Source organism: Streptomyces calidiresistens (assembly GCF_014141525.1).
Taxonomy (GTDB): Bacteria; Actinomycetota; Actinomycetes; order Streptomycetales; family Streptomycetaceae; genus Streptomyces; species Streptomyces calidiresistens.
In genome coordinates this window covers 1-1,162 of the sequence record NZ_VKHS01001189.1, presented here as the reverse complement: position 1 = coordinate 1,162, position 1,162 = coordinate 1, and the positions used below count along the sequence as shown (strand labels likewise).

General features: G+C 82.6%; 1 protein-coding gene. It reads right to left on the bottom strand.

The features are described from left to right. Nucleotides 1-1,083 (bottom strand): cytochrome P450 family protein (locus FOE67_RS26300; RefSeq protein ID WP_182667324.1); only part of this gene is annotated, 1,083 nt, incomplete at its 3' end. Nucleotides 1,084-1,162 lie beyond the last annotated feature (79 nt).

Genomic DNA, 1,162 nt, shown 5'->3' with positions numbered 1-1,162 from the left:
GGCCCGGGCCCCCCGCCCGGCCCGGACCACCAGCGAGCGCCAGCCCGGCAGCGCGGCGTGCCGGTCCCCCCGGGCGCGGGTGACCACCGGTCGGTGCGGGGCGAGTTCGGCGAACAGCTCGTCGAGCACGGCCCGGGCGAGCCCGGCGCCGGGGCAGGCGTGCGGGCCGGCGCCGAAGACCAACCGGGCCGTGGCCGGCGGGGCCGGGTCGGCGGGGTCGAGGTCCCGGCGGTGGGCCAGGGCCCCGTGCCGCACCACCAGCAGCAGGCGCGCCCCGGCGGGGACCGGCCGGCCGGCGACGGTGCCGGGCGCGGCGGAGCGCCGGGGCAGCACCGGGGAGGGCGCGACCACCCGCAGCGCCTCGTCGGTCAGGACGGCCCGGTGTCCGGGGTCGTCGGCCCACGCCCACAGCCGGGCGTCGGCGCAGCGCGCGACCGCCCGGGGCAGCAGGGACACGGTGGTGGCCACGGCGGCGGTCACCACCGTCGCCCGCAGCGCCGCGTCGGGGGCCGGGCCCGGGTCGGCGGCTTCGCGGAGCAGGGCGGCGAGCCGGTCGGCCGAGCGGCGGGCCCGTTCGGCCGCCCGCCGGCGGGCGGGGGGCCACGGTGCGGGCAGGTGGGCGCGGACCGCGTCGGCGGCGGCCCCGAGGGCGGCGTCGGCCAGCTCCCGGGGGTCGCCGGGGTGGTCCACCAGGGCGGCGGCGGAGACCCCGGCCAACTCCCGCGCCAGGTCGGCGACGTCCACCTCCGCGCCGTGCGCCAGGGGTTCCAACCGGCGGCGCAACACCTCCCGCCGCAGGGGTCGGGTGCGCTCGACGCCGGCCGTGCCGAGCCGGTCGGCCAGGCTCCGGCGGCCGGCCCGGTGCTCCCCGCCGCTCGCGTCGAACAGGGTTCCGGAGCCGACGAGTTCGCGGGTGATGGACCCGGTGGTGCCCTCCCCGGTGCGATCCAGCGTCAGGCGGGTCAGGGCTTCCCGACAGGCGTCGGTGCCGTGGACGATCACGGTCCCGCCGATCCGCCGGACCGGGGCGCGCCGGCCGAGGGTCAACAGCGCGAGGAGGAGGGGGTGGGAGGCGAGGAGCACCCGGCGGTCCCGGGCCCGGGCGAATGCCCGACGCCTGGCCGGCGCGGGCGCCGGGAGGGGCCCGGGCGGCGCCCCGGCC